Origin of the sequence: Herbaspirillum sp. 1130, from assembly GCF_017833835.1 — a bacterium.
GTDB classification, from domain to species: domain Bacteria; phylum Pseudomonadota; class Gammaproteobacteria; order Burkholderiales; family Burkholderiaceae_D; genus Herbaspirillum; species Herbaspirillum huttiense.
The window spans coordinates 509,335-536,135 of the sequence record NZ_JAFICQ010000005.1; the positions used below are offsets into that span (position 1 = coordinate 509,335).

Consider the following 26,801-nt stretch of genomic DNA (forward strand, 5'->3'; position numbering starts at 1 on the left):
CAGCTACGCTGCCGGGTCAACCTTCAATGCCGATTATTCGCCGTTTATTTCTGATTGCGCCATGTTCATCCTTTTCCTCAAGGCGGTCGTCCTGATCCCGGTCACGCTCTTGCCCATCCTCAATCCCCTGGGCATCGCACCGGTCTTCGCCAACCTGCTGGGCAACGTCAGCCGCAGCACCGAAAAGCGCATCGCGCGCCAGGTCGCCATCAATTGCTGGTTCATGCTGGTGGCGGCCATCTTCATCGGCTCGCACGTGCTGACCTTCTTCGGCATCTCGCTGCCCATCGTGCGCGTCGGCGGTGGCCTGCTGGTGGCGGTCTCGGGCTGGAAACTCCTCAACGACAACAGCCAGGACAGCTCCATCCCCACCCAAGTGGCCAAGACCTATGACGAAGACCTGCCCGACGATGAAATCAAGGCGCGCAGCTTCTATCCCATGAGCTTTCCCCTGACCGTCGGCCCCGGCACCATCGCCGCGTCCATCACGCTGGGGGCCAATACGCCAACCCGCCTGCTGGATTGGGTGATCTCGGTCGGCAGTGCCGCCCTGGGCGCGGCGCTCACGGCGCTGGTGATCTTCCTTTGCTACAACTATGCGCACAAGCTGGTGCACCTGATGGGGCGTCTGGGCACCATGGTGGTGTTGCGCCTGTCGGCGTTCATCCTGCTGTGTATCGGGATCCAGATCTTCTGGTCGGGGATGTCGGCGCTGCTGGCCGAGGCGGGGATCAGCGGCGTGTCCCCGTGATGGGGAAGTACAAATATCAGGAAATCTGAAGCGGGATAGTTAGTTGCATTATGGAAATAACTAACTATTTCAGCCAGCCCAACTCATCCAGTGCATCCTGCACCAGCTCCAGCCGCAACAGGGGATTGTCCAGCGCGAGCAGGCTCTGCTTGAGGTTGACGGAGATGGGCATCATCTCGGCCCAGCGGTTGGCCACCCAGCCGCAATCTTCCAGCCGGTAAGGTGCGGCGATGGGCACTTCACTGTCCGGGAGGCCCTGGCGCAATACCGATTGCAGCAGGTTGTCCAGTGCCTGCGAGGTATTGCGCAACTCCTCGGGGATCGTCACGGCACGGTCCGCTTCCATCATCTCCACCTGCGCCGTCCATAGTCCATGTTTCTGCTGCTCGGCCTGCACGATGCGAAAACGCTCGCTGCCCAAGCAGGCGATGCGCATGAGGCCGGGGGAGGGCGTGCTCCATTCCTGGATGCGCGCCAGCGTGCCCACGCCGACGAAGCGTTCGCTCTGGCCGGGCCGCCGCACTTCCGATCCTTCCGTCAGCGCCACCACGCCGAAGCTGCTGCCCTCGGCGATGCACTTGCCGATCATGTCCAGATAACGCACCTCGAAGATCTGCAGCGGCAGCCGCCCTTCCGGGAAGAGCGTGCTGGCCAGCGGAAACAGCGGGATGGTCTGGGCCGAGATCGGCGGGCGCGGGGTAGCGGGGGCGGCGGGCATGGTCACTCCTGGCAGCGGTCACTCACGAACGCAGAGCATACCGGTTCTCGGCCACGCATTCATAGCGCTGCACGATGTAGCCGTTGTCGTCCACGCTTTCCAGATAGACGTCGAACTGCCACAGCCGCGCCATGTGGCGCAGCACCTCGTTGGTACTGTCGCCCAGCGAGCGGCCGTCACTGCGGAAGTGGCGCAGCGTCAGGCTGCGGTTGCCGCGCGTGTTGACCGACCAGACCTGGATGTTGGGCTCGCGGTGGTTGATGTCGTACTGCCGGGACAGTGCCTGGCGCACGTACTGGAAGCCGCGTTCGTTGTGGATGGCCGAGACCTCGATCTCGCTGCGCGCCTCGTCATCGAGCACGGCAAACATGCGCATGTCGCGCATGAGCTTGGGCGAGAGATATTGCGCGATGAAACTTTCGTCCTTGTAGTTGCGCATCACGTACTGCAAGGTATCGAGCCAGTTGCGCCCGGCGATGTCGGGGAACCACTCGCGGTCTTCATTGGTAGGGTTCTCGCAGATGCGGCGGATGTCGCTCATCATCGAGAAGCCCAGTGCATACGGATTGATGCCGTTGTAATACGGTTTGGTGATGGGCGGCTGGAACACCACATTGCTGTGCGAATGCAGGAATTCCATCATGAAACCATCGGTCAGGCGGCCCTGGTCATAGAGCGTATTCAACAGCGTGTAATGCCAGAAGGTGGCCCAGCCTTCGTTCATCACCTGGGTCTGGCGCTGGGGATAGAAATACTGCCCGACCTTGCGCACGATGCGGATCACCTCGCGTTCCCAGGGCTCCAGCAGGGGCGCGTTCTTCTCGGCGAAATACAGCAGGTTCTCCTGGGGTTCGGACGGGAAGCGGCCTTCCACAGCCGCGGCGGCCGTCTCCTTTTTAGCCGGCAGGGTGCGCCACAGTTCGTTGACCTGCGACTGCATGTAGGCCTCGCGCTCGCGCTGGCGCGCCTTCTCCTGCGCCAGCGACAGGCGTTGCGGACGCTTGTAGCGGTCCACGCCGTAGTTCATCAGCGCATGGCAGGAGTCCAGCAATTCTTCCACGCGCTCGAAGCCGTGCCGCTCTTCGCACTCGGCGATGTAATTGCGCGCATACACCAGGTAATCGATGATGGCGCTGGCATCGGTCCACAACTGGAACAGGTAATTGCCCTTGAAGAAGGAGTTGTGGCCATAGGCCGCGTGCGCGATGACCAGGGCCTGCATGGTCATCGTGTTCTCTTCCATCAAGTAGGCGATGCAGGGATCGGAGTTGATCACGATCTCATAGGCCAGGCCCATCTGCCCGCGCTTGTAATCGCGTTCGGTCAGCATGAAATGCTTGCCGTAGGACCAGTGGCGATAGTTGACCGGCATGCCGTGCGAGGCATAGGCATCCATCATCTGCTCGGCCGAGATGATCTCCAGCTGGATGGGATAGATGTCCAGCTCGTACCCCTTGGCCACGCGTGCGATTTCCTCGTTGTAGCGCTCGATGAGATCAAAGCTCCAGTCCGAGGGGCAAGGCAGCGGGTCATGCTTGAAGCGGCTGTTCATGCGTGCACCTGCTTTTCAAAGAGTTCGCGGAAGACCGGGTAGATCTCTGCGGCCGATTGCACCTTCTTCATGGCGAAGTGCGGATGCGATTCGATCAGCTGCATGTACTCGGTCCACAGGTTCTGTTCCGGCTCGGCCACCTGGATGTAGGCGAAGTAGCGTGTCAGCGGCAGGATCGACGACTCCAGCAGTTCACGGCACTTGGGGGAATCGTCGTTCCAGTTGTCGCCATCCGAGGCTTGCGCGCCATAGATGTTCCACTCGCTGGGCGAATAGCGCTTGGTGATGATGTCGTGCATCAGCTCCAGCGCGCTGGAGACCACTGTGCCGCCGCTTTCCTGCGAATGGAAGAAGGTGTTCTCATCGACTTCATCGGCGCGGGTGTGATGGCGGATGAAGACCACTTCGATGTGTTCGTAATTGCGCGTCAGGAACAGATACAGCAGGATGAAGAAGCGCTTCGACAGATCCTTGCGCTGCTCATCCATCGAACCCGATACGTCCATCACGCAGAACATCACGGCGCGGCTGGAGGGTTGCGGCTGGCGCACTCTGTTCACGTAGCGCAGGTCGAAGGGGTCGATGAAGGGGATGCGCAGGATGCGGGCGCGCAAATGCTTCACTTCCTCTTCCAGCAGCGGGATGTCGGCGCTGTGCTCCTCGGGTTTGCGCTTCATCTCGGCCAGCGTTTCCTCGGCCACGTCGAGCTGGCGCTGCAGCGGTCCACCCAGGGCGATGCGGCGGCCCAGCGAGGAACGCAGCGAACGCACCACGTCGATGTTGTTGGGCGAACCGTCGACCGAATAACCGGCGCGCTGGTTCTTCCAGTTCGGTACCTGCAGCAGGTTGGTTTCCACCAGGCGCGGCAGTTCCAGGTCCTCGAAGAAGTAATGCATGAATTCTTCGCGGGTCAGTTCGAAGGTGAAGTCGTCCTGGCCTTCGCCGTCGTTGCTGGCACTGCTGCCGCCACCGCCGCCGCTGCCGCCGTTCTGGCGCGGGATGCGGTCACCCTGCAAGTAATCCTGGTTGCCCGGGTGCACGGCTTCGCGCTTGCCGCCCTTGCCGTGATGGAAGAAGGGCTCCGAGACATCCTTGCGCGGGATGCTGATGCTCTTCGATTTTTCGAGATCGGTGATGCTGCGGTCGCGCACGGCGTCCGCCACCGAACGTTGGATATGCCCCTTGAAGCGCCGCAGGAAGCGCTCCCTGTTGGCGATGCTCTTGTTCTTGCCAGCCAGCCTGCGGTCGATGATCTGATGCAGCACTCGGTTCTCCTGCTAGTGGTCGGCGGTGCGCCAGGCGCACGGCGCCGAAGGGTCGCCGCGCGCATCGCCACGCATACCGCGGGCGATGCGCAACAGCGGCGCTTACGAGGACTTGCGCACGCGCAGGTACCATTCGCACAGCAGGCGCACCTGCTTGGGCGTGTATCCCTTGCTGACCATGCGATTGACGAAGTCTTCGTGTTTCTGCATTTCCTCGGTGGAGCCCTTGGCGTTGAAGGAAATCACCGGCAACAGGTCTTCGGTGTTGGAGAACATCTTCTTCTCGATCACCACGCGCAGTTTTTCGTAACTGGTCCACAGCGGATTCTTGCCGCCGTTGTTGACCCGCGCACGCAGCACGAAGTTGACGATCTCGTTGCGGAAGTCCTTGGGGTTGCTGATGCCGGCCGGCTTCTCGATCTTTTCCAGTTCCGCATTCAGGGCCGCACGGTCGAAGCTCTCGCCGGTATCGTGATCGCGGTATTCCTGATCCTGGATCCAGAAGTCGGCATAGGTCACGTAACGGTCGAAGACGTTCTGGCCATATTCCGAATACGACTCCAGGTAGGCCGTCTGGATTTCCTTGCCGATGAATTCGGCGTAGCGCGAGGCCAGCGTGTCCTTCACGAAGGAGAGATATTTCTGCTCGGTCTCCTGCGGGAATTGTTCGCGTTCGATCTGCTGTTCCAGCACGTACATCAGGTGCACCGGATTGGCCGCTACCTCGGTGGTATCAAAGTTGAACACCCGCGACAGAATCTTGAAGGCGAAGCGCGTGGAGATGCCGTTCATGCCCTCGTCGACGCCGGCATAGTCGCGATACTCCTGGTAGGACTTGGCTTTCGGATCGGTATCCTTGAGGTTCTCGCCGTCATAGACCTGCATCTTGGAGAAGAGGCTGGAGTTTTCCGGTTCCTTCAGGCGCGTGAGTACCGAGAACTGCGCCATCATCTTCAGCGTGCCCGGTGCGCACGTGGCCTTGCCGAGCGAAGAGCTGCGGATCAGTTTTTCGTAGATCTTGATTTCTTCGGAAACGCGCAGGCAATACGGCACCTTGACGATGAAGATGCGGTCCAGCAGCGCTTCATTGTTCTTGTTGTTGCGGAAGGCCTTCCATTCCGATTCGTTGGAGTGGGCCAGGATGACGCCATCGAAGGGGATCGCGCCGAAACCTTCGGTACCCTTGAAGTTGCCTTCCTGGGTGGCCGTCAGCAGCGGGTGCAGCACCTTGATGGGGGCCTTGAACATTTCCACGAATTCCAGCAGGCCCTGGTTGGACAGGCACAGGCCGCCCGAGTAGCTGTAGGCGTCGGCATCGTCCTGCGAATATTGTTCCAGCTTGCGGATATCGACCTTGCCGACCAGGGTGGAAATATCCTGGTTGTTTTCATCGCCCGGTTCGGTCTTGGAAATGCCGATCTGGCGCAGGATGGACGGATAGCGCTTGACCACACGGAACTGACGGATGTCGCCGTTGTACTCGTGCAGGCGCTTGACGGCCCAGGGGCTCAGGATGGGTTTGAGATAGCGGCGCGGGATGCCGTATTGCTCTTCGAGGATGGGACCGTCTTCGTCGTAATCGAACAGGCCCAGCGGGGATTCATTGACCGGCGAACCCTTGATGGAATAGAAGGGCACCTGCTCCATCAACTGCTTCAGGCGTTCAGCGATGGAGGACTTGCCGCCACCGACCGGTCCCAGCAGATAGAGGATCTGCTTCTTTTCTTCCAGGCCTTGCGCGGCATGGCGGAAATACGAAACCACCTGCTCGATCACTTCTTCCGCGCCGTAGAATTCCTTGAAGGCGGGATAGACCTTGATGACCTTGTTGGCGAAGATGCGCGAGAGGCGCGGATCTTCCCGGGTGTCGACCTTCTCCGGTTCGCCGATGGCCATCAGCATCCGTTCGGCAGCCGATGCATAGACTGCCGGGTCGTTCTTGCAAAGATTCAGATACTCTTCAAGCGATAATTCTTCTTCTCTGGTCTTGTCGAACCGGCTTGCAAAGCTGCTGTAGATATCCATACCACCTCCGTCGCTCTCAAAAAAGTACGAAACAGATTCATATGTCTGGACTTGCCATCTGCGGTTATCGAAGAACGCGTCGGTGACTCTGCATTGCGTCATTGCCGGTGTGTTCTTTGAAAGCCGTAGCTTCTACAACGTGATGCGAAGATCTTTTCAGATCCTGCAGTTCATTCTATTCCTTTTTTTGCTTCTGCTTGGTGATCCCTATAGTGCAGCTTCATTCAGCAAGCGCTGGATTTTCTTTGCATTTTCCCGCGCATTGGGGTGAAGCGTTTATCCCATTGCGTGCGCAGGGACATTCGCAGCTTCATTCACATCATGCTCTTTCAATGTGCGGATTGCTTCAGCGGTTGACCACACGGTGCGCTATTTTCGCGCAGCGCGCCATCGTGAAAACCCTGATAGCCGGCGGGAGGGAACAGGCGGACAATGCCTGTCGGGCGGTTGCGCAGGCCAGCGCGGCTGGTGCCTGGCGATGCTGCCGATCTCCTCCTGCCGGTGCAATTCGTTCCTGCCTGCTTGCCGGTCTCTTTGCTTCATCTCCCCTTATAGCTGGAATCGTGCCAGGCATGTTTGTCATATTGCAGGGTGCAGCTTTCATGACGCATCTTTTTTGTAACAGGACGATTGCGCTGTCTCAATGTTGCTGATCTGCCTCATCCGCCTCCCGTGGGCAAGTCAGGCGCACCGGTGTCCAGCCCTGCTGAAAAAATGCTTTAGATGATTTACGGATTTGTTCATGCGTGGGGCGCATGGCGTGCCTGCATTTTCTTCATGCATTGAACGCGTCAGGTGAAGGCTTGTACTGAAAACGGGGTGATGTCCTGCAAGCAACTTCATATCGGCTTTTTGCCGGCCGGCTGGCGGCAGGGAAGGGGCGATTCTGGCCAGATGCGGCAATTCCGCCACGCATTGGCCCCGAACTCGGCCGTTGAGTGCCCGGGGAGGGCGCAAAAGCGCATAAGTCATTGACAGCGAAGTGGAAAATGCAGTCTAATTCAGGGTTCACCATCTGAAGAATTGCGCGCGGTGCCGACGCAGTGCTGTTTCAGTTGTCCACCGGTCGATTACCCAGTGATCACACCGGGAGGCGGCAGAGGCCAACAGAGTTAATGGTGTCAGCGATGCAGGGGCTGCCGGCTCAGACAGGCGGCAGGGCATCGGTGATGCGGAACAGGCACACCGAAAGCGGTTCCAGAATTCCGATTTATTTTTGCTGTTTGCTCCAAGGCAGCCCAACTTAGCGAGTCCAACATGAAACGTACTTACCAACCTTCCGTCGTGCGTCGCAAGCGTACCCATGGTTTCCGTGCCCGTATGGCAACCCGTGGCGGCCGTGCCGTGATCAACGCCCGTCGCGCCAAGGGCCGCAAGCGTCTGGCTGCAGTTTAAGCCGGGGCTTTGCGCTGCCGTTTCGTGTGACGGACGTCCGTACACCGCTTCCAGCACGTCAAGCAGGCGACTTCCCACGCGATCGGCGAATCGTTAAAACGGATGAGTTTTCATCCGTTTTTCGTTTGCGCCCCGTGTATCGTACCGAGCATTTCGTGTTGTACGCACGCCGCAACAGCCTGCCGCAAGCCCGTCTGGGCGTAGTGGCGGCCAAGCGGCTGGCACCGCGTGCGGTCACCCGCAACACGATCAAACGGGCCACGCGCGAGCTGTTTCGCCAGGCTGAACTGCCTGCCGTGGACTGCATCGTGCGCCTGTCGCGCCCGGTCAATACCAGGAAGGATCCTGCCCGCAGTGCGTCCGTGAAGGCCACGCTGCGCGCCGAACTGATGCAATTGTTCGCCTTCCTGCCGAGCGCCCCCGCGTTCGCCAGGAAATAGCCAGGAAAACAGGAAGTGATGAAGACCCCTCTGCTCCTGCTGTTGCGTGCCTACAAGCTGGGAGTGAGCCCTTTCCTGGGGCAGAATTGCCGTTTCTATCCCAGCTGTTCCGACTACGCCGCCGAGGCGGTGCGTCTGCATGGCGCGCTCAAGGGCAGTGTCCTGGCCGGCAAGCGCCTCTGCAAATGCCATCCCTGGCATGCCGGCGGCCTGGACTTCGTGCCCGGCTCGGCCGAGGCGCAAGCCCATGCCCAGGCGCAGGCGAACAGCCCGTCTTCTTCCGTCGTTCCCGATTCCCCGACCACTGCGCTGCCGTCTCCGGTAGCGCGGCTGTCTCCCCCTGTGGCCGCTGACGGTTGCAGCCACTCCTGAACTCATCAATACGCATATGGATATCAAACGTACCGTCCTGTGGGTTGTATTCTCCTTCTCCCTGCTGCTGCTGTGGGATGGCTGGATGCGCCATAACGGACATCAGTCGATGTTCTTCCCGTCGGCCAACCCGACTCAGGAGCAAGCCGCCGCCAATCCGGCCGCGCCCACCGCCAGCCCGACCGGTTCCCCGGTGCCGCAGGCTGGCACGCCGGCACCGGCGCCTGGCGCGGTCCCCGGTGCTGACGTGGCCGCCGCCACCAAGGGCGAAACCATCACCATCACCACCGACCTGGTCAAGGCCAGCATCGATACCGTGGGCGGTGAGCTGAAGCGCCTGGAACTGCTGAAGCAACCCGACGTGGTCGATCCGACCAAGAACGTCGTGCTGTTCGATTCCGAACCCGGCCACATGTACCTGGCGGAGTCGGGCCTGATCGGCGGTCCCTTCCCCAATCACAAGACCATCTTCACCGCACAGCCCGGCGCCCGTTCGCTGGACAACGGCAATGAAGTGCAGCTGGTGCTGGTGGCCGAGCAGGGCGGCGTGAAGCTGACCAAGACCTACACCTTCAAGCGCGACAGCTACCTGATCGACGTCAAGCACACCGTGACCAACACCACCGGTGCGGCGATCAATCCTTCGCTGTACCTGCAGCTGGTGCGCGACGGCAACAAGCCGGGCGGCGAATCGCACTTCTACAGCACCTTCACCGGTCCTGCCGTCTACAGCAGCACCGAGCACTTCGAGAAGCTGGACTTCGAGAAGATCGCCAACGGCAAGCAGCAGCACGTCAACAAGGCGGACAACGGCTGGATCGCCATGGTGCAGCACTACTTCGTCTCGGCCTTCATCCCGCCGCAGAACGCGCAGCGCGACATCTTCAGCAAGAAGGTCGGCGACAACCTGTACGCGGTCGGTTCCATCCTGCCGCTGGGCAGCGTGGCCCCGAACGCCAGCGTGACCATGGATACCCAGCTGTATTCCGGTCCCACCGTCTCCAAGACCCTGCAAGCGATTGCCCCGGGCCTGGACCTGGTGCGCGACTACGGCCACCTGACCGTGATCGCCGAGCCGATCTTCTGGCTGATGACCCACATCCACAACCTGGTGGGCAACTGGGGCTGGACCATCATCCTGCTGACCGTGCTGATCAAGCTGGTGTTCTTCCCGCTGTCGGCGGCCAGCTATCGCAGCATGGCCAAGATGAAGGCGGTCTCGCCGAAGATGCAAGCCATCCGCGAACGCCACAAGGGTGATCCGCAGGCCATGAACCGCGAGATGATGGCGCTCTACAAGACCGAGAAGATCAATCCGCTGGGCGGCTGCCTGCCCATCGTGATCCAGATCCCGGTGTTCATCGCGCTGTACTCGGTGCTGCTGGCCTCGGTGGAAATGCGCGGCGCGCCTTGGCTGGGCTGGGTGCATGACCTGACCGCCCCGGACCGCCTGTTCGGCACCATCCCTTACTTCAACATGCCCATCGGTTTGCTGCCGATCATCATGGCTGCGTCGATGTTCCTGCAGACCAAGCTGAACCCGACGCCGCCGGATCCGGTCCAGGCCAAGGTGATGATGTTCATGCCGCTGGTGTTCTCGTTCATGTTCTTCTTCTTCCCGTCCGGCCTGGTGCTGTACTGGGTGACGAACAACATCCTGTCGATCGCGCAGCAATGGGTGATCACCCGCAATATCGAGAGCGGCAAGACCAAATAATTTGCTTCTTGCAGGCCATCAAAGGAAAAACCCGTGGAATCCACGGGTTTTTTTTCGGTCGTAGAGCGCAAGCAGGGTTAACATGGCTTTACGCCGTTGCTCCGAGGGGGATGCAGCGGCGGGCTCACCTCAACACAACAACAAGTATTTGCAGATGACTTTCGATTCTTCTCCCATTGCCGCCATCGCCACCGCACCCGGACGCGGGGGCATCGGCGTGGTCCGCATCTCAGGCAAGAACCTGGGCCCGGTGATCCGTGCCGTCTGCGGCCGCGACAGCCTGGCACCGCGCCACGCCACTTATTTGCCCTTCCTCAATGAGGATGGCAGCCCGATCGATCAGGGCCTGGCGATCCACTTCCCGGCCCCGCATTCCTATACCGGCGAGGATGTGCTGGAACTGCAGGGCCACGGTGGCCCGGTGGTGATGCAGATGCTGCTGGCGCGCTGTGTGCAGGCCGGCAACGAGATCGGCCTGCGTCTGGCCGAGCCGGGCGAATTCACCCAGCGCGCCTTCTTGAACGACAAGATCGACCTGGCCCAGGCCGAGGCGGTGGCCGACCTGATCGAAGCGACCACCGAGGCGGCGGCCAAGTCGGCCTCCGAGTCGCTCTCGGGCGCGTTCTCCAAGGTGATCCACGAGCTGGTGGATCAGGTCACGCGCCTGCGCATGCTGGTGGAAGCGACGCTGGACTTCCCCGAGGAAGAAATCGATTTCCTGAAACAGAGCGACGCGCGCGGCCAGCTGGCCACCATCCGCAGCACGCTGGAAGAGGTGTTCAAGCATGCCGCGCAAGGGGCCTTGCTGCGTGATGGCTTGAATGCGGTGCTGGCCGGCAAGCCCAACGTGGGCAAGTCTTCTCTGCTGAACGTACTGGCCGGATCGGATGTGGCCATCGTCACGCCCATCGCCGGCACCACGCGCGACAAGGTGACGCAGACGATACAGATCGAAGGCATGCCGCTCAACATCATCGATACGGCCGGTATCCGCGAGGCTGGTGAAGATGGCAGCGGTCCGGACGAAGTCGAGCGCATCGGCATCGAGCGCACCTGGGCCGAGGTGGCCAAGGCGGACGTGATCCTGCACATGCTCGATGCGGACCGTGGCCCGACGCTGGAAGATGAAAAGATTACCGCGCGCTTCCCCGAGGGCGTACCCATCATCCGCATCTGGAACAAGATCGACCGCTCCGGCCACAAGCCTGCGGTGGATCCGATGCCGGACGCCACGCACGTCTATCTGTCGGCGGCCGAAGGGCAGGGCGTGGACTTGCTGCGTGCCGAACTGCTGCGCATCGCCGGCTGGCAGCAGACGGTGGAATCGCGCTACCTCGCGCGCGAGCGGCATTTGCTGGCACTGAAGGCGGCCGATGAGCATCTGGCCCATGCAGCGGCGCATGCGGCGCTGGACAATGAGGCTGGCGAGCATGCATTGGATCTGTTTGCAGAAGAGCTGCGATTGGCGCAGGAGCGCTTGTCCAGCATCACGGGCAAGTTCACGCCGGATGATTTGCTGGGGGTGATTTTTTCGCGGTTCTGTATCGGGAAATGAGTCGGATGCGGCGCAAAGCCGCGTCGGCCGTGGACGACAGGGGAAACGCCATTCCTGACAGTTTCCCCACAGTCCACTGCACAATTGCAACGGATGTTACAGCGTGTAAAAACGTTGGAGGCGCGAGAGGGCCATCGTTATTCTGAAGTTCCTCCCCCTCCAATTCATCACCCCTGAGAATTGGATTTAACCCGCCGCCGCAAGGTGCGCGGGTTTTTTTATGGCTGCGCGGCTGGCTCTGCAGGAAACAGGCGGCGCTGCTAAGATGCCTGCTGCCTGAATTCATCCACCCTCATCCTCATAGGAAAAGAGCATGTCCGCCAATCCGCGCAACGCCGACTATCCCATTGATCCGCAATTCCTGAACCGCTGGTCCCCGCGCGCCTTCAACGGTGCCGAGATCTCCGAAGAAACCGTCCTGACCTTCCTCGAGGCTGCCCGCTGGGCACCCTCGGCCTACAATGCGCAGCCGTGGCGCTTCGTCTATGCGCGCCGTGGTACGCCGGCCTGGGACAGCCTGCTGGGCCTGTTGAATGAATTCAACCGTTCCTGGTGCGCCAATGCATCGGCTCTGTTCGTGGTGCTGTCGCGTACCGTGATGGTGCCGCCGGGTGCGACCGAGGCGGTGCCTGCGCCGACCCATTCCTTCGACACCGGTTCGGCCTGGGGCTACCTGGCGCTGCAGGCGTCGCTGTCCGGCTGGCATGCGCACGGCATGGCCGGCTTTGACAAGGACAAGGCCCGTACCGAGCTGAACGTCCCGGCCGAGTTCTCGGTGGAGGCGATGGTGGTGGTGGGCAAGCTGGGTGACAAGTCCATCCTGCCGGAAGGCCTGCAGGCACGTGAAGTGCCGAGCCCGCGTGAGCCGCTGTCCAAGCTGGCGTTTGAGGGCAAGTTCAAGGCTTGATGCCGGGCCGTAAAATATTTCGCAATTATTTTTAAAAAGGGCTGGCATTTTCAAAAAGTCTCTCCTATAATAGCGATCTTTCAGCAAGCAACGACGGCTGAAACGGTTTTAGGAGTGGTAGTTCAGTTGGTTAGAATACCGGCCTGTCACGCCGGGGGTCGCGGGTTCGAGCCCCGTCCGCTCCGCCAAATAAAATGCCCCGTTCGCAAGAACGGGGCATTTTTGTTTTTGCGCAGCAAAAACCTGCGGAGTGGAGGGAGCCGCCTGCGCGGCTCCCGGCGGGGCGAGAAGGGAATCGCTTGCAAGCGATTCCGCGGCCTGCGCCTGTGTAGGAGAGCCCCGTCCGCTCCGCCAAATAAAATGCCCCGTTCGCAAGAACGGGGCATTTTTGTTTTTGCGCAGCAAAAACCTGCGGAGTGAAGGGAGCCGCCTGCGCGGCTCCCGGCGGGGCGAGAAGGGAATCGCTTGCAAGCGATTCCGCGGCCTGCGCTTGTGTAGGAGAGCCCCGTCCGCTCCGCCAAATAAAACGCCTCATTCGAAAGAATGGGGCGCTTTTGTTTTTGCGGATTCTTTCCGGATTATTTACCTAAAGTTAAAAAAGCCGATGCACCCAAAGATGCATCGGCTTCCTCATGCACCCAGCAGCGAGCAGGGTCAATCAACCCTTGCCCTTGCTCCCCGACAACTGCTCCACCACCTGCCTTGGCGCCTCGGCATAATGCTTGAACTCCATCGAGTAAGTCGCGCGCCCCTGCGAGAGCGAACGCAGCGTGGTCGAGTAGCCGAACATTTCCGACAGCGGGACTTCAGCACGCACCAGCTTGCCGCCGCCCACCATGTCTTCCATGCCCTGCACCATCCCGCGCCGTGAGGACAGGTCGCCCATCACGTTGCCCATGAATTCCTCGGGCGTTTCCACCTCGACCTGCATCATCGGCTCCAGCAGCATCGGACCGGCACGCTTCATCGCTTCCTTGAAGGCCATGGAACCGGCCATGCGGAAGGCGTTCTCGTTGGAGTCCACATCGTGGTACGAACCGAAGGTCAGCGTGGCCTTCACGTCCACCACCGGATAACCCGCCAGCACGCCTGCCTTCAGCGACTCCTGAATACCCTTGTCGACCGCCGGGATGAATTCGCGCGGGACCACGCCACCCTTGATGGCATCGACGAATTCATAGCCCTTGCCGGCCGGCTGCGGCTCCAGCTTGATCACCACATGGCCATACTGCCCGCGTCCGCCGGACTGCTTGACGAACTTGCCTTCCACATCTTCCACGCCCTTGCGGATCGCTTCGCGGTAAGCCACCTGCGGCTTGCCGACCGTGGCCTCGACGTTGAACTCGCGCTTCATCCGGTCCACCAGGATTTCCAGATGCAGCTCGCCCATGCCCGACATGATGGTCTGGCCCGATTCCTCATCGGTATGCACGCGGAAGGACGGATCCTCCTGCGCCAGGCGATTCAAGGCGATGCCCATCTTTTCCTGGTCGGCCTTGGTCTTCGGTTCCACCGCCTGCGAGATCACCGGCTCAGGGAAGATCATGCGCTCCAGGATGATGGGATGTTCCGGATCCGACAGCGTGTCACCGGTGGTCACATCCTTCAGGCCCACGGCGGCTGCGATGTCGCCTGCGAACACTTCCTTGATTTCCTTGCGCTCGTTGGCGTGCATCTGCAGGATGCGGCCCAGGCGTTCCTTCTTGCCCTTGACCGGGTTGTAGACCGTGTCTCCCGAATTGACGATGCCGGAATACACGCGGAAGAAGGTCAACTGCCCCACGAAGGGATCGGTCATGATCTTGAAGGCCAGCGCCGAGAACGGTTCCTCGTCCGAAGGATGGCGCTCGATCTCGCTGTCGTCCTCGGCATGGCCGGCGATGGCGGGCACGTCGACGGGCGAGGGCAGGTAATCGATCACCGCATCCAGCATGGCCTGCACGCCCTTGTTCTTGAAGGCGCTGCCGGCCAGCATCGGCACGATCTCGTTGGCCACCGTGCGCAGGCGCAGGCCGCGCTTGATGTCGTCCTCGGTCAGGGGATTGCCGGAGAGATATTTCTCCAGCAGTTCCTCATTGGCCTCGGCGGCCTGCTCGATCATGAGGTCGCGCCAGTGGCGTGCGGTGTCCTCCAGCTCCAGCGGGATGTCCTCATACTTGAACAGCACGCCCTGGCTGGCTTCGTCCCAGATGATGGCTTTCATCTTGACCAGGTCGATCACGCCCGAGAAATGGTCTTCCGCACCCACCGGAATCTGGATGGGAACGGCTTTGCCCTTCAGGCGCTCTTCGATCTGCTTCTGCACGCGGAAGAAGTCCGCACCGATGCGGTCCATCTTGTTGACGAAGGCGATGCGCGGCACCTTGTACTTGTTGGCCTGGCGCCAGACGGTCTCGGACTGCGGCTGCACGCCGCCCACCGAGTCGTACACCATCACCGCACCATCGAGCACGCGCATGGAGCGCTCCACCTCGATGGTGAAGTCCACGTGGCCCGGGGTGTCGATGATGTTGATGCGATGCTCGGGATAATTGCCGGCCATGCCCTTCCAGAAGGCCGTGGTGGCGGCCGAGGTGATGGTGATGCCGCGTTCCTGCTCCTGCTCCATCCAGTCCATGGTGGCCGCACCGTTATGCACTTCGCCGATCTTGTGGTTCACACCCGTATAAAAAAGAATGCGCTCGGTGGTCGTGGTCTTGCCCGCGTCGATATGCGCGCTGATACCGATGTTGCGGTAGTTTTCTATTCGGGTCTTGCGGCTCATGGCATGTCCTTTCGATGGGTGCCGTCAAATGCTGGATTCAGTGTTGATGGTGACGATTGATCAAATTGCCCGCTACAAAGTTTATTTATGTAACGAGCATTAGATAATAGGAACGTCTTCCCCAAAGTTCAAGGTCTGGCGATTTATTTTTGTAATGCCGACTAAATTAAACTACACTTCTCCGCAACACCATTACCGCCAGGGGTAATACCCCGCAAAGGAAACCGATGATAAAAACCCGTGGCCGCCCGCGCAGCTTCGACCGCGACCAGGCGCTGCAGCAGGCCATGCAAGTGTTCTGGAGCAAGGGCTACGAAGGCACCACCATGGCCGATCTGTGCGAGGCCATAGGCGTGAAGGCCCCCAGTCTCTACTCGGCCTTCGGCGACAAGGATGCGCTGTTCCGAGAAGTCATGGAGGTCTACTCGCGCACCATCAGCGCCGAACCGCTGCGCCTGTTGCAGGCCGGCAAGGGCATTCGCGAAGACCTGCAAGCCATGCTGCGCGCCAGCGTGCGCATGTATTCGGGCAAGTCGACGGTGCCGGGATTGCCGGCAGGAAAGGGGTGCATGGTAGTGATTTCCGCCATCAACTGTGCGCCCGAAAACAGCGAGCACAGTGATGCGCTCTCGCAACGCCGCCACAAGCGCCGCAATGAAATCCGCGCGCGCCTGCTGCAGGCGCAGCGTGAAGGGGAGATCCGGGCCGATGCCGATGTCACCGCCCTGGGAGATTTCTATACCAGCTTCCTCAATGGACTGGCGCTGGGTGCGCGCGATGGGGTCTCCACGGCGCGGCTGGCCGCCACGCTGCCGCATGCGATGCTGCCGCTGGAAAACGTGATGGTGCATGCGCTGCCACCGGAGTGAATGAAGCCGGCTGCGCCCGTTACGATATCCTCCCTCCCTTTGCCGTTACCAGGACCCTTACCAGCCTCATGAGACCCTTGCACTATGCCGTCATCGGCGGCGGCATCAACGGCCTGGCCGTGGCCCGCCAGTTGCTGCTGGATCAACCCGATGTGCGCGTCACCGTCTTCGAGAAGGAAGACGCCGTGGCCCGCCACCAGTCCAGCCATAATTCCGGCGTGGTCCACGCCGGCCTGTATTACGAACCGGGCGGCCTCAAGGCGCGGCTGTGCCGGCGCGGCGTCGAGCTGGTCAGGACCTACTGCGAGCAGAATGGCTTGCCCTACGATGAATGCGGCAAGGTGGTGGTGGCGCTGGAGGCGGACGAATTGCCGCGCCTGGAAGCCATCCATCGCAAGGCGCTGGCCAATGGCGTGCCGGATGTGGAGATGATCGACGGCGCACGCCTGCGCGAGATCGAGCCCCATTGCGTGGGACTGCGCGCGCTGTATTCGCCGCGCACGGCCATCGTCAGCTATGGCCAGATCGCGCAGCACATGGCGCAGGAGATCGTGCAGAGGGGCGGCGTGATCCGTCTCAATGCAGCGGTGCAACGCGTGTTCGAACAGGGGCAGCATGTGCAGATCGAACTGGCCGGTGGCGAGATCCACGGTGATGCGTTCGATTTCGTCATCGCCTGCTGCGGCCTGCAGTCAGACCGGCTGGCACAGCAATCGGGCGATGTCGCCACGCCGCGCATCGTGCCCTTCTTCGGTCAGTACTACGTCATCGATGAAGCCTTCAAGTCGCATGTCCGGGGCCTGATCTATCCGGTGCCCGATCCGCGCTTTCCCTTCCTGGGCGTGCATTTCACCAAGCGTATCGATGGCCAGATGACCATCGGTCCGAATGCCTTCATTTCGCTGGGACGCGAGAATTACCAAGGGGATCGTTTCAGCCTGCGCGACGTGGCCGATTATCTGGGCTATCCGGGTTTCTGGAAATTCGCCAGCCGCAACATGGCCGCGACCCTGCGCGAACTGAAGACCGTGGTCAGCGAGCGGCACTTCGTGCGCGAAGCTGCCCGCTATGTGCCGGCCCTGTCCGAGGTGAGCGTGACCCCGGCGGTGCGCGGCATTCGCGCCCAGGCCATGGAACCCGATGGCCGGCTGGTGGACGATTTCGTGATTCGCCAGAGCAGCCGCGTCACGCATATCCGCAATGCCCCTTCGCCCGGGGCCACCTCGTCATTGGCCATCGGCGAGCACATCGTGCGCAACCTGATCCACCCGCACGGGACGATATGAAAAAAACGCCGCGACGGTCAGCCCGTCGCGGCGTTTTCATTCGTACTGGCGTACTGAAGCGATGCCGGTCAGGCCGCGCGGGCCAGTGTTCCGTCGTTTTCCTTCAGTTGGCCTCCCAGCGCGTCGACCAGCGCGGTCAGCAGCTTGGCCAGCTCACCGGTCATCAGCATGAAGTCGCCATCGAAGCGTTCATCGTCGTTCTTGCCGGCGATCTCGCTGTCTTCCTTGAGTACGTCCAGCGGCGCGATGCGCTTGACCGACAGGTTCTCGGTCAGCACGAAGGACACCTTGTCGGCCCAGGTCAGCGCCAGGCGCGTGCACTGCTTGCCGGCTTCGATGTGGCGGCGGATGTCGTCGGCTTCCAGCGTGTGGCGCACGTAGCGCACCGTGGCCTTGCTCTCGGCGGTGGAGCGCAGCTCGGTATCCTGGTCCACGGTGAAACCGTTGGGCGCTTCGTCGCTGGCCAGCCAGTCGGTCATGGCCGCTGCCGGCGACATGACGGTACGCAGCGTTTCCAGCGGGAACTTGGGGATGGCCTTGAACAGCAGCTTCAGGACTTCTTCGGCCTTGGAGGGCGAGCCGGCATCGACCAGCAGCCAGCCATTGACCGGATCGATCCAGACCCAGGTACTGCGCACTACCGAGAAGGCGCGCGGCAGCAGTTCGTCGGTGACCTGTTCCTTCAATTCCTTGGTCTGCTTGCGGCCCGGCGGGAAACCTTGCTGCTCTTCCAGCTCGGCGGCACGGGCCTTGGTGACCTGGTTGATGACGGTCGAGGGCAGCAGTTTCTTCTCGGTATCGAGTTTCAACAGCAGCTGGCGGTTGACCACATGCACCAGTTTTTCATTGTTGCGCGGCGGCACCCAGCCCTGGCTCTGCATGTCCAGGCTGGAGCAGGCGGTGAAGGCCTGCGGCGCGAGATGGGATTCGAGTTCGTCGGCATTGATCGCCCACGGTGCGGGCAAACGGTAGATCTGGAGATTCTTGAACCACATAGGTTTCCGGAGCAGGGCAAAGAGGGAAAGGGGGAGATTTTACACGCCCGTCTCGCCGCAAGCGATGTCGGATTGTCCACGCTTGCAGTTAAATTTTTCGTGGCCGGGCTTGCCGCAGAGTACGTCAGAAAAACGCACAAATAGTTCGCGGAAATATGGATCAGCCGCCGAACGGCAACTCCGCCTGCAGCGCCTGCGCTGTCAATGCAAGCTCATCCTTGCGCGAGAGCGCGCCCACGCGCACACCGAGCAGGCGCAGCTTCTTTTCCAGGGGTACGCGCTTGAGGCATTCCCCCGCCGCCTGGCGAATGGTGGCGGCATCCCCGGTGGGCGCGGGCAGCGTGACGTCGCGCGTCACCCCCTGGAAATCGGCGTATTTCAGCTTGATGCCGATGGTGCGGCCGACATAGCCCTTGCGCTCCAGGTCACCGGCCAGCTTTACGCACAGGGCGGTGAAGATTTCCGAGAGTTGTGTACGGTCGGCACGCGCATGCAGGTCGCGTTCAAAGGTGGTTTCCCGGCTGATGGATTTGGGTTCGGAATAAGTCTGTACCGGGCGATCATCAACGCCCTGCGCCACACGTCCCAGCCATTCGGAATAGCTGCGCCCGAAATGCGCGTGCAGCAACTCAGGCGATGCGCGTGCCAGGTCGGCCACGGTCTCGATACCCAATGCCGCCAGCTTCTCGGCGGCCTTCGGCCCGATGCCGTTGATCTTGCGCGCAGGCAGCGGCCAGATGCGGCGCTCGATGTCCTCGGGCGTGAGGATGGTCAGCCCATCGGGTTTGTCCAGTTCGGAGGAGATCTTGGCCAGCATCTTGTTGGGCGCCACACCGACGGAGCAGGTCAGGGCGGTAGCGGCATGCACCGCATCCTTGATCTGGCGCGCGACCTCATGCGCGGTATCGGGCCACGCAGAAAGATCGATATAGATTTCATCGATGCCGCGATCCTCGATCAGCGGCGCGATGCTGCGCACCGCTTCCTTGAACAGGCGCGAATACTTGCGATAGGCCTCGAAGTCGGTCGGCAGCAGGATGGCGTCCGGTGCCAGCTGGGCCGCCTTCATGATGCCCATGGCCGAGAAGACGCCCAGCGCGCGCGCCTCGTAGGTGGAAGTGGTGACCACGCCGCGCCCGGCGTAATCGCGCATGCGGAAATACTGGCGCGTGCCGTCGGGCAATTCCACCGGCCGCGTAGCCGAACCGCCGCCGATGACCACCGCCTGGCCGCGCAGCTCGGGATAGCGCAGCAATTCCACCGACGCATAGAAAGCATCCATGTCGAGGTGGGCGATGCGGCGTTCGTTGGCCATGGTGGTGCGTGCAGCGAAGAGAAAGCGGAAGCGGAAGCGGCGCGATCAGTAATGCGGCGGCTTCTCGTTGGCGGCGGCGCGGTCCTGGCTGGTGTCGGACAATTCCTTGAATCGCTTGGCCAGGGCATGCAGCAGCATGTCCAGTTCCTCGATCTTCTTTTCCTGGCGATAGACGGTCTGGTTCAGTTCGTCCAGCAGGTGTTCCTGATGGGCGAGTTTCATCTCCAGGTCGATGAGGCGGTCGTCTTGGGTCACTTGTGTTGTTCCTTGGAAGAGTGGCTCAGGCTGGCAGCGCGGTCATCGCTGATGAGCCAATGCAAGGCACCGGCAGCAGCGGCGCGGCCGGTGGCAAAGCAGGCGGTAAGCAGGTAGCCACCGGTGGGCGCTTCCCAGTCCAGCATCTCGCCGGCGCAGAACACGCCGGGCAGGGCACGCAGCATCAGCGCATCATCGAGCGCCTCGAAGCTGACGCCACCGGCGCTGCTGATGGCTTCGGCGATGGGACGCGTGCGCAGCACGGTCAGCGGCAGAGCCTTGATGGCGCGCGCCAGCTTGCCCATGTCGGCGAAGTCGTCCTTGCTGACCAGCTCGCGCAGCAGTCCGGCCTTCACGCCCTTGAGATGCAGACGGCTTTGCAGGTGGCTGGAGAGCGAACGCGCACCACGCGGATGGGCCAGTTCGGCTTCCACTTTTTCCAGCGGCCAGTCGGGCAGCAGGTCCAGGTAGAGGCGCGCCGCGCCTTCGGCGGCGATCGTGTCGCGCAAGGCGGAGGACATGGCATAGACCAGGCTGCCTTCGATGCCTTCGGCGGTGATGATGAATTCGCCGCGGCGATTCTGCACGCCGCCGCTGGGCAGCGCCGTACTGGCCACCACCGGCTTGACCGGTTCCCCCGCGAAGCGGCTGCGGAAATGTTCGCTCCAGTCCAGCTCGAAGCCACAGTTGGAAGGCAGCAGTGGTGCGACCTCGACCTGGCGGTCTTGCAGCAGCGGCACCCAGCTGCCGTCCGAGCCCAGGCGCGGCCAGCTGGCGCCGCCCAGTGCCAGCACCACGGCATCGGCTTGCACATCGGTGTGGCCATCAGGATGGGCAAAGCGCAGTGCGCCGTCCTCCTGCCAGCCCAGCCAGCGATGGCGCATGTGGAAGCGCACGCCGGCTTCGCGCAGGCGATGCAGCCAGGCGCGCAGCAGCGGTGCGGCTTTCATCTCGCGCGGGAAGACGCGGCCGGAGCTGCCCACGAAGGTCTCGATGCCGAGGCCGTGTATCCAGGCACGCAATTGGTCGGCGTCGAAGCGGCGCACGAAGGGTGCGACCTGTTCGCGGCGATGGCCATAGCGCGGCAGGAAGTCGGGTTGCGGTTCGGAGTGCGTGATGTTCATGCCGCCGCGCCCGGCCAGCAGGAATTTGCGGCCGGCCGAGGGCATGGCGTCGTAGACGTCCACGGCGGCGCCTTGTGCGGCCAGCACTTCGGCGGCCATCAGGCCGGCCGGACCGGCGCCGATCACGGCCACGCGGCGGCTGCCGGGAGCGAGTTGGGGGAGAGTGTGCATCGATGTCATGCGCGGCATGATACCGCCCGCCTGCGAGCAGCGCACGCGCTTCCCGCTGATCGCTGCGGATCGGCGGGCAAAACGGTCAGCGGCGATGCGGCGCGCTGTACTTTTTTTCCAGACGGGCCACCACCAGCGCCAGGCAGATGGTCATGGAGAAATACAGGATGGAGATGGTGATATACGGCTCCCAATAGCGGGCATACGTGCCCGCCACGGTACGCGCGGCATAGGCCAGTTCGGCCAGGCCGATGGCCGAGACCAGCGAGGAATCCTTCAACAGCGTGATGGCTTCGTTGCCCAGCGGCGGCAGCATGCGGCGAAACGCCTGCGGCAGCACCACGTAACGCATCGTGAGCCCGTAGTTCATGCCCAGGCTGGCGGCGGCATAGGACTGGCCGCGTTCGATGGACTGGATGCCGGCGCGGAAGATTTCCGAAATGTAGGCCCCTGCATTGAGCGACAGCGCGACCGTGCCGGAGAGGAAGGCACCATAGTCCTGCTTGATGGTGCGCGCCAGTTCGCCGGTGATGAGCAGGCCGTGTTCCTGTTGCACCAGCAGCGGCATCACCGCGAAGTGGATCAGCATGATCTGCACGAACAGCGGCGTGCCACGGAAGAAGGCGACGTAGAAGCTGGCCAGCCAGCGCAGCAGCTTCAGCGGCCACTTCCACGGACCGTGCTGCAGGTCGGCCAGGCGCAGCATGCCCACCAGCAAGCCGATCACGGTGCCGATCAGGATACTGATCAGCGACACCTGCAAGGTCATGAGGACGCCCTTGGCGAACAGTGGCGCGTAGCCTTGGATGATGCTCCAGCGGAAATCCATGTCGGACTCGATTGGTGGTTGAAATCGGGAAAGGAACAAAACGGGGACGGCGGCCGGGGCCGCCGTCTTGTTGCCGGATCAGGCAGTCATGCACTCATGCAGTCCTCTGCTCCTGTAGAGGTCGGCAGGAGCAGCAGGACGGCGTGCGGGCTTATTTGCCGAAGTATTGTGCGCTGATGGCGGCGAAGCTGCCATCGGCCTTCATGTCGGCCAGGCCCTTGTTGATCTTGGCCAGCAGTTCCGGATCATCCTTGCGCACGGCGATGCCGTAGTCTTCCTTGGGGAAGCTGGGATCGGTGACGATACGCAGCTTGCTGTTGGGGTTGTTGGCGATGTAGTTCTTGACCACCGGTTCATCGGCCACGACGGCGTCGACGCCACCGCTTTCCAGTTCCTTCAGGGCCAGCGGGGTGGAGTCGAAGCGCTTGATCTTGGCGCTGTTCTTGCCCAGCACCTGCTGCACCAGTTCGTCGCCGGAGGTGGCGCTCTGGGTACCGACGGTCAGGGGCTTCAGGTCGTCCATCTTGCTGACCTTGGTGTCGGCGGCCGGCAGGGCGATGGTCTGGGTGGCCACGAAGTAGGGCTCGGAGAAGGCCACCGACTTCTTGCGTTCATCGGTGATGGTGATGGCCGAGATCAGCAGGTCGCGGTCACCTTGCGCCAGGAAGTTGAAGAAGCCTTCGAAGGGCGTCGGTACGAACTTGACTTCGATGCCGATCTTCTTGGCCAGGGCCTTCATGACGTCGATGTCGAAACCGACCACATCCTTCTGTTCGTTTTCCGAGGAGAAGGGCGCATAGGCCGATTCCACGCCGACCACGTAGACGCGGGCGGCTGCGGCTTGCGGTGCCGGGGTGGCGGCGCTCTTGTCTTCCTGCTTGCCGCAGGCGGCCAGGCCCAGCATGCCGACGAAGCCGGCGGTCAGCGCCAGCGTACGGGCGTGGCGGGAGAACATCTTGATCATTGCTTGATTTCCTTGTCTGGAATGGTTTGGGGCAACAGGGGCAGACGAGCGGGTAGCGCGGCGGGCGGTGTTGCTTGGGTGAAACTCGGGGATTTTTTTGCAGGCGGCATTGTAAACCGCCCGGGGGTGGTGGCGGGCAATGGTGCGTCAAAAAGGGGCAGGAAAAGGTGGGAAGCGTGGCGTGAGTGCAATTTTCAGGGCGGGCGGGTGGAAATTTCGCCCCTGTCGGTGAACTACATGAGACCGCCGGCAACTCGTCAGGTTGCCGTGGAGAGGCACGAGGTTCAAATCGGATATGCCGTCTTTCATTGCGACTTCAGGGGGCCTCGGGATCGGCGTAAACCATCTCTTTTGTATAGGTGGAATAGAAAGCCGGGTTATCCACCTGCTTGCTTAGCCAAAAATAAAAGTCGATGTCTTCACGCTCATTGTTGTACGGGTGTAGCCCGATACCGAACTTGGGCTCTATCCACATCTCGAAGACATGCTGGTCTTCGTGCAGCAGACGAAAGAGCGTTTTCTTTTCAATATCGCTCAATCTGATTTTTGTTTTGCCGAGAGACATTGGATACAGCAGATCATTCAGTAGCAATACCGGGCCTTTAGGGGTGGCGAACAGGGCTACGGTAGTGAGTGCGGGGGCCTCGCTTTCTACCTCGAAGAAGCCGAAGCAGATCCGTCGGGGGTTGACCGATGCTTCGCTAACAAGCCGTCTTTCCAACGCTACCAGATCAATCAGCAACAATCGCGCTGACGAATCAAACTGGGCAAGTGCGATGTGGTTCATGTTCAAGACCTCCGACACGGACTGCAGGATCAGAATGCACCAGGCCGGGTACGCAACGTCGCGATGACCTTGTCCCAGAGGTAGACAGCTTCGGCGTCGCTCAGGCTGGGGGCGAGAATGGGTGGCGGATAGGGGGCCTCATCGGGGTCCTCGGGCTCAGGTTCGGGTTTGCGTTTGCCTACGGCCATTTCCACCTCGATCATCGGATTGCTCACCCCTTCTTCTCGCCGCGTGTCCTCGTAGAGGAACTGGAGGGTCGGAATCTTGGTGTGTTCATCCGGGGCCATATACAGCACCTCCTGTCCGGGCAGGTGGTGATAAAGCCTGCTGCTCCTGATGAGGCGGCCGCCGTCCGTCTTCCAGATGGGTGCAAGAAATTTCATCCGGTCCAGCAGAGTGTCGGTGTCGCGCAGACCGGATAAGGTCGCTAACGTGAAATACACATCGTCGACGTCCTTCAGATGATAGAAGAAGCGCAGACTTTCATTGCTTGAAGCGGGGCCCGTGACAAAGCCGTTGAGGATGCAGGTGCCCTGGCCCGAGGGGATTTCGTCGCCACGGGGGCGGGTGCGATGGTAGACCTTGAGCAGGGCGGCCAGTTTTTCGGGGGTGGTGTTTAATACTGTTCCTTCGGGATATTTCTCCTCCGAGTAGCGTCTGTCTCTCGCATCAATTTCCATCTTGATTTGATAGCCATCACGCCAATCCATGAGCTCAAGAGTGCGGAACAAATTGCTGAACTGATTTTCGGCACGATCAAAAATCACGCCACGTCCATTTGGGAGAGGGAGAATTTCCTTGAGCGTTGTAATCTTTGGTTCGAGCAAAAGTGTCTGTGACTCGAGCACGCGTCTCCTTGCGTCCAGCCCTTGGTTGAATTCTGCCTCTGAGCGAGCTCTGATATCGATGGTCACCCCATCGATTTTCTGCCCTCCTTCGGTGTTGAGGACGAAGCTTTCTGGCAAATCAATCAGATAGCGTCCAAAACATCTTGGAATCATTTTCTCCGTAATGGCATTCATCTTCTGTGTTTCCTTCGCATTGAGTTTCGGGATTCCGGATTGGCATGAAAAAAACGTAAACACGATCAATGCGAGCAGCACGCCAAAGGAACCCAGATATTTATTCCGCATGAATTTTTTCATTCGTAATCCAGAGATGTGCCCTTGATCGCCTGGACGATCTGAACGATGGAGCGGAGAGTGAATTCTCTCGCCATGGCTGAATCTTTATAGGCCGGCTCATGGCCAACTGAAACCCGAAGCATTGATTTGATGCCGGGATGTTCTTTGGGCGCGATGCCTGAGCGATAGGGCACTGTTCCGTCACCCTCTTCGTCGGGCTCGCTGATTCGGAACATTTCATTAGGTAGGATCTGTCCTGGGCTCTTTCCGGAATAGAGTGCGGTCCTTGTTTCTCCCAATTCACCGTAGAAGTGAGGTTTTGCATTGAATACGTCTTTCTCCTGTCGTGGGAGAGGTGGACGTCTGATGGACTTGAATGTCGTTCGCCAAACTACCGTTCCATAAGCTTTAAACTGGCTATCACTGCCGAAAAACGCGTAAGTGTTAGGGTGGTAATTCCCTTTGATTTTCTGGTGAAATTTTTTGACCTTGTCATTGATGATGTCCGAAAAGCTAGCCCAGTCGGCATCAATTTCTCGTTGCTCCCTTACTGGAGTCCTAGGTGCGCGCGGAGTGATCAGATAATCCTCGCACATGCTCCACCATCGCCCACGGACGGTGTAGATCTCGTTGTACGGGTCGTTATTGCGCGGCAGACTGACGACGGTGCTCCCATCATCAATCTTGAGCCAGTCATTTCCATATTCCGGCGTTGGCAGAAGCTGCAAGGGGCCAGGTGCACTGGACAACACAGCAGTCATTTCTGCTGCATCTTCTCCCAGTACTTTGGCCGCCAGCCATCCACCTTCCGTTCCCGACTTGAAGCGCCGATAGACAGCGGCTGCCCCGATGGCGGGCATGACGCCATGGACGATGCCGAGGATCTTGTCCGACATTCCCAGTACTTCCGAGCAATGGCGTGCCACCAGGCCGCCCATGGAGTGCGTCACCAGAATCACTTTTTCGCAGCGCTTCTTCTGCTGCCGGTAGCGCGCAATCACGCTGTTGATCCGCAGCTTCAATTGCTCGGCGGACGCGTCATTGCTGTCCAGCCAGTTATAGCCAAAGGCATGCACGGGGAATCGATAACGGTAGCTCAGGGCTACCTGTGCCTTCAGCAAAGCTTCATCGCTTTTCATGGATCCTAAAGTCTTGTTGGTCAGCAAATCACGAAGGCCGCCATTGGCATCGGCGAAATCATTCAACGCGTTCTCAAGCCAGACCAGAAAACCACCATAGCTCATCGCCCCGACTTCCCCCCAGCCGCGCCGTTTCAGTTCTTCGTCAGACTGGGCGGTTCCGCCGGGTCTTTCGCCTTCGTTGTCGACAGTCATCGTCTCCGGCGTGAGATATTGCTTCCGTTTCACCGCTCCTCTGCCTAACCAACTCAACATGGTGTGTTCGCTGTCCAACCGCCAACGAACACCCTGCGCATTTCCGATTCCCTTCAGATTACTGCCCATCACCCCCGGCACAAAAATCACCGGGATGATGCGATCTGGAATCATGTGGCAGACCGCATAGGAGTCGTCAGGACGGCTTAGTGTCGACTTCCATTCAGGATTGCCCTTCTTGTCGAAGGTGGGCGTCAGTACCCGTTCGCTATTGTTTTTGCTCATGA

The 26,801-nt window shown here is 60.7% G+C and carries 22 protein-coding genes, 1 tRNA gene and 1 pseudogene; 10 read left to right on the forward strand and 14 right to left on the reverse strand.

Annotated elements, in window-relative coordinates; genetic code table 11:
- Positions 1–61 precede the first annotated feature (61 nt).
- Positions 62–751: a MarC family protein gene (locus JOD78_RS23810; protein WP_039783569.1), complete on the forward strand. Its 690-nt coding sequence runs from the start codon at positions 62–64 to the stop codon at positions 749–751.
- A 64-nt stretch (positions 752–815) separates the two neighbouring features.
- Here JOD78_RS23810 and JOD78_RS23815 read toward each other — a convergent pair whose 3' ends face one another.
- The 4 genes from JOD78_RS23815 to JOD78_RS23830 all read right to left on the reverse strand — a co-directional run bounded on the left by JOD78_RS23815 (position 816) and on the right by JOD78_RS23830 (position 6,311).
- Positions 816–1,469, reverse strand: coding sequence for an LON peptidase substrate-binding domain-containing protein (locus tag JOD78_RS23815; protein WP_209569893.1), 654 nt, complete (start codon positions 1,467–1,469; stop codon positions 816–818).
- Between the two features lie 22 nt (positions 1,470–1,491).
- Positions 1,492–3,021 (reverse strand): SpoVR family protein, encoded by a 1,530-nt coding sequence (locus JOD78_RS23820; RefSeq protein ID WP_008332933.1) that lies wholly within the window; start codon positions 3,019–3,021, stop codon positions 1,492–1,494.
- Complete coding sequence (locus JOD78_RS23825; protein ID WP_034336397.1) at positions 3,018–4,286, reverse strand: YeaH/YhbH family protein; 1,269 nt, start codon at positions 4,284–4,286, stop codon at positions 3,018–3,020. The genes JOD78_RS23820 and JOD78_RS23825 overlap by 4 nt, the downstream gene beginning before the upstream one ends.
- 102 nt (positions 4,287–4,388) lie before the next feature.
- Positions 4,389–6,311 carry a PrkA family serine protein kinase gene (locus tag JOD78_RS23830; RefSeq protein WP_013236263.1) on the reverse strand — a complete coding sequence of 641 codons (1,923 nt, stop codon included), beginning with the start codon at positions 6,309–6,311 and terminating at the stop codon, positions 4,389–4,391.
- Positions 6,312–7,568: 1,257 nt separating this feature from the next.
- Between JOD78_RS23830 and rpmH the strand changes: the two genes are divergently transcribed.
- The 7 genes and pseudogenes from rpmH to JOD78_RS23865 all read left to right on the forward strand — a co-directional run bounded on the left by rpmH (position 7,569) and on the right by JOD78_RS23865 (position 12,885).
- Complete coding sequence (gene rpmH / locus JOD78_RS23835; protein WP_006461360.1) at positions 7,569–7,706, forward strand: 50S ribosomal protein L34; 138 nt, start codon at positions 7,569–7,571, stop codon at positions 7,704–7,706.
- 26 nt (positions 7,707–7,732) lie between these two features.
- Positions 7,733–8,146: a ribonuclease P protein component gene (rnpA, locus tag JOD78_RS23840; protein WP_088755113.1), complete on the forward strand. Its 414-nt coding sequence runs from the start codon at positions 7,733–7,735 to the stop codon at positions 8,144–8,146.
- An 18-nt stretch (positions 8,147–8,164) separates the two neighbouring features.
- Positions 8,165–8,389: pseudogene (yidD, locus tag JOD78_RS28105) on the forward strand (membrane protein insertion efficiency factor YidD); the annotation flags it as partial.
- 145 nt (positions 8,390–8,534) lie between these two features.
- Positions 8,535–10,235 carry a membrane protein insertase YidC gene (gene yidC / locus JOD78_RS23850; protein ID WP_134137026.1) on the forward strand — a complete coding sequence of 567 codons (1,701 nt, stop codon included), beginning with the start codon at positions 8,535–8,537 and terminating at the stop codon, positions 10,233–10,235.
- A gap of 154 nt (positions 10,236–10,389) precedes the next feature.
- Positions 10,390–11,790: a tRNA uridine-5-carboxymethylaminomethyl(34) synthesis GTPase MnmE gene (gene mnmE / locus JOD78_RS23855; RefSeq protein WP_134137025.1), complete on the forward strand. Its 1,401-nt coding sequence runs from the start codon at positions 10,390–10,392 to the stop codon at positions 11,788–11,790.
- A 313-nt stretch (positions 11,791–12,103) separates the two neighbouring features.
- Complete coding sequence (locus tag JOD78_RS23860; protein WP_039783592.1) at positions 12,104–12,697, forward strand: nitroreductase family protein; 594 nt, start codon at positions 12,104–12,106, stop codon at positions 12,695–12,697.
- 111 nt (positions 12,698–12,808) lie between these two features.
- Positions 12,809–12,885, forward strand: a tRNA-Asp gene (locus tag JOD78_RS23865).
- A gap of 470 nt (positions 12,886–13,355) precedes the next feature.
- Here JOD78_RS23865 and fusA read toward each other — a convergent pair.
- The gene (gene fusA / locus JOD78_RS23870; protein WP_039783594.1) at positions 13,356–15,461 is read right to left on the reverse strand and encodes an elongation factor G; all 2,106 of its coding nucleotides are present in this window, start codon (positions 15,459–15,461) and stop codon (positions 13,356–13,358) included.
- A gap of 227 nt (positions 15,462–15,688) precedes the next feature.
- Here fusA and JOD78_RS23875 point away from each other — a divergent pair, with 227 nt between their 5' ends.
- Positions 15,689–16,330, forward strand: a complete 642-nt coding sequence (locus tag JOD78_RS23875) for a TetR/AcrR family transcriptional regulator (RefSeq protein ID WP_121040689.1) — start codon at positions 15,689–15,691, stop codon at positions 16,328–16,330.
- 68 nt (positions 16,331–16,398) lie between these two features.
- Positions 16,399–17,616: an L-2-hydroxyglutarate oxidase gene (gene lhgO, locus JOD78_RS23880; protein ID WP_209569890.1), complete on the forward strand. Its 1,218-nt coding sequence runs from the start codon at positions 16,399–16,401 to the stop codon at positions 17,614–17,616.
- Positions 17,617–17,684: 68 nt separating this feature from the next.
- Here the strand turns inward: lhgO and JOD78_RS23885 are convergent, their stop codons facing one another.
- The 9 genes from JOD78_RS23885 to JOD78_RS23925 all read right to left on the reverse strand — a co-directional run bounded on the left by JOD78_RS23885 (position 17,685) and on the right by JOD78_RS23925 (position 26,799).
- Entirely contained in the window at positions 17,685–18,611 is a 927-nt protein-coding gene (locus JOD78_RS23885; RefSeq protein WP_034330361.1) for a recombination-associated protein RdgC, read from the reverse strand.
- Between the two features lie 160 nt (positions 18,612–18,771).
- Positions 18,772–19,926: a DNA polymerase IV gene (gene dinB / locus JOD78_RS23890; protein ID WP_209569888.1), complete on the reverse strand. Its 1,155-nt coding sequence runs from the start codon at positions 19,924–19,926 to the stop codon at positions 18,772–18,774.
- Positions 19,927–19,971: 45 nt separating this feature from the next.
- The gene (locus tag JOD78_RS23895; protein ID WP_083859453.1) at positions 19,972–20,181 is read right to left on the reverse strand and encodes a SlyX family protein; all 210 of its coding nucleotides are present in this window, start codon (positions 20,179–20,181) and stop codon (positions 19,972–19,974) included.
- Entirely contained in the window at positions 20,178–21,476 is a 1,299-nt protein-coding gene (locus tag JOD78_RS23900) for a TIGR03862 family flavoprotein (RefSeq protein ID WP_204726964.1), read from the reverse strand. Before JOD78_RS23900 ends, JOD78_RS23895 begins: the two co-directional genes overlap by 4 nt.
- A gap of 85 nt (positions 21,477–21,561) precedes the next feature.
- The gene (locus JOD78_RS23905) at positions 21,562–22,305 is read right to left on the reverse strand and encodes an amino acid ABC transporter permease (protein WP_209569886.1); all 744 of its coding nucleotides are present in this window, start codon (positions 22,303–22,305) and stop codon (positions 21,562–21,564) included.
- 151 nt (positions 22,306–22,456) lie between these two features.
- Positions 22,457–23,269: a basic amino acid ABC transporter substrate-binding protein gene (locus tag JOD78_RS23910; protein WP_121040681.1), complete on the reverse strand. Its 813-nt coding sequence runs from the start codon at positions 23,267–23,269 to the stop codon at positions 22,457–22,459.
- Between the two features lie 316 nt (positions 23,270–23,585).
- Positions 23,586–24,056 carry a hypothetical protein gene (locus JOD78_RS23915; protein ID WP_121040679.1) on the reverse strand — a complete coding sequence of 157 codons (471 nt, stop codon included), beginning with the start codon at positions 24,054–24,056 and terminating at the stop codon, positions 23,586–23,588.
- A gap of 29 nt (positions 24,057–24,085) precedes the next feature.
- Positions 24,086–25,201, reverse strand: a complete 1,116-nt coding sequence (locus JOD78_RS23920) for a T6SS immunity protein Tli4 family protein (RefSeq protein WP_209569884.1) — start codon at positions 25,199–25,201, stop codon at positions 24,086–24,088.
- Positions 25,198–26,799 (reverse strand): hypothetical protein, encoded by a 1,602-nt coding sequence (locus JOD78_RS23925; RefSeq protein ID WP_121040675.1) that lies wholly within the window; start codon positions 26,797–26,799, stop codon positions 25,198–25,200. Before JOD78_RS23925 ends, JOD78_RS23920 begins: the two co-directional genes overlap by 4 nt.
- Positions 26,800–26,801 lie beyond the last annotated feature (2 nt).

Bases quoted from the DNA above. Each gene is read 5' to 3' on its own strand.
- fusA (WP_039783594.1), bottom strand. From the start codon at position 15,461: ATGAGCCGCAAGACCCGAATAGAAAACTACCGCAACATCGGTATCAGC.
- dinB (WP_209569888.1), bottom strand. From the start codon at position 19,926: ATGGCCAACGAACGCCGCATCGCCCACCTCGACATGGATGCTTTCTAT.
- JOD78_RS23915 (WP_121040679.1), bottom strand. From the start codon at position 24,056: ATGAACCACATCGCACTTGCCCAGTTTGATTCGTCAGCGCGATTGTTG.
- lhgO (WP_209569890.1), top strand. From the start codon at position 16,399: ATGAGACCCTTGCACTATGCCGTCATCGGCGGCGGCATCAACGGCCTG.
- JOD78_RS23860 (WP_039783592.1), top strand. From the start codon at position 12,104: ATGTCCGCCAATCCGCGCAACGCCGACTATCCCATTGATCCGCAATTC.
- mnmE (WP_134137025.1), top strand. From the start codon at position 10,390: ATGACTTTCGATTCTTCTCCCATTGCCGCCATCGCCACCGCACCCGGA.
- JOD78_RS23925 (WP_121040675.1), bottom strand. From the start codon at position 26,799: ATGAGCAAAAACAATAGCGAACGGGTACTGACGCCCACCTTCGACAAG.
- rpmH (WP_006461360.1), top strand. From the start codon at position 7,569: ATGAAACGTACTTACCAACCTTCCGTCGTGCGTCGCAAGCGTACCCAT.
- yidC (WP_134137026.1), top strand. From the start codon at position 8,535: ATGGATATCAAACGTACCGTCCTGTGGGTTGTATTCTCCTTCTCCCTG.
- JOD78_RS23920 (WP_209569884.1), bottom strand. From the start codon at position 25,201: ATGAAAAAATTCATGCGGAATAAATATCTGGGTTCCTTTGGCGTGCTG.
- JOD78_RS23875 (WP_121040689.1), top strand. From the start codon at position 15,689: ATGATAAAAACCCGTGGCCGCCCGCGCAGCTTCGACCGCGACCAGGCG.
- JOD78_RS23830 (WP_013236263.1), bottom strand. From the start codon at position 6,311: ATGGATATCTACAGCAGCTTTGCAAGCCGGTTCGACAAGACCAGAGAA.
- JOD78_RS23810 (WP_039783569.1), top strand. From the start codon at position 62: ATGTTCATCCTTTTCCTCAAGGCGGTCGTCCTGATCCCGGTCACGCTC.
- JOD78_RS23815 (WP_209569893.1), bottom strand. From the start codon at position 1,469: ATGCCCGCCGCCCCCGCTACCCCGCGCCCGCCGATCTCGGCCCAGACC.
- JOD78_RS23820 (WP_008332933.1), bottom strand. From the start codon at position 3,021: ATGAACAGCCGCTTCAAGCATGACCCGCTGCCTTGCCCCTCGGACTGG.
- JOD78_RS23905 (WP_209569886.1), bottom strand. From the start codon at position 22,305: ATGGATTTCCGCTGGAGCATCATCCAAGGCTACGCGCCACTGTTCGCC.
- JOD78_RS23900 (WP_204726964.1), bottom strand. From the start codon at position 21,476: ATGCACACTCTCCCCCAACTCGCTCCCGGCAGCCGCCGCGTGGCCGTG.
- JOD78_RS23910 (WP_121040681.1), bottom strand. From the start codon at position 23,269: ATGATCAAGATGTTCTCCCGCCACGCCCGTACGCTGGCGCTGACCGCC.
- JOD78_RS23885 (WP_034330361.1), bottom strand. From the start codon at position 18,611: ATGTGGTTCAAGAATCTCCAGATCTACCGTTTGCCCGCACCGTGGGCG.